General features: G+C 36.2%; 1 protein-coding gene. It reads right to left on the bottom strand.

Annotated features, from left to right (window positions below):
- Positions 1 to 203: DUF1190 domain-containing protein (locus tag EVJ34_RS15930; protein WP_236636730.1), on the bottom strand; the 203-nt coding region annotated here is incomplete at its 3' end.
- Positions 204 to 414: the final 211 nt, after the last annotated feature.

Here is a 414-nt window from a genome sequence, read left to right as displayed (position 1 = left end):
TCTTCACACTGGGCAGCTTGTGAAGGATTTGCTTGAGCACATTCTTGTGCGTTCATATACAGTGAAACTGTCTCATCGCTCTCTTCACATCCTGAAAGCGCGAATACAGCAGTGATGGCGATTGCAACAGGCGCCAGACGATAAGGGCGAAATGCTTTACGGAAAGCATCACGATTAATCGATTTGGTACGTTTCATTGGCATATTGATAAGATCCATAAAAGGTAAAACGTTCAAAATAAAAGCTAGGATAGGTTAAATAGTCTAGAAAATAAATAAGAAACGCCTAATCATCAGGGATAACCAGAAATTTGTGATCTTTATAAGGTTAAGGGTAATAAAATTAGGTAAATCCTCTCTTTTTAACCTAATTGTAATTAAGGTATTTGTTATTACAAGAATATAGATATTGTAG

Origin of the sequence: Exiguobacterium sp. SL-9 (genome assembly GCF_004336985.1) — a bacterium.
Taxonomy (GTDB): Bacteria; Bacillota; Bacilli; order Exiguobacteriales; family Exiguobacteriaceae; genus Exiguobacterium.
Note: the sequence above shows the minus strand (reverse complement) of the source record. Positions and strands in the feature narration are given on the sequence as shown.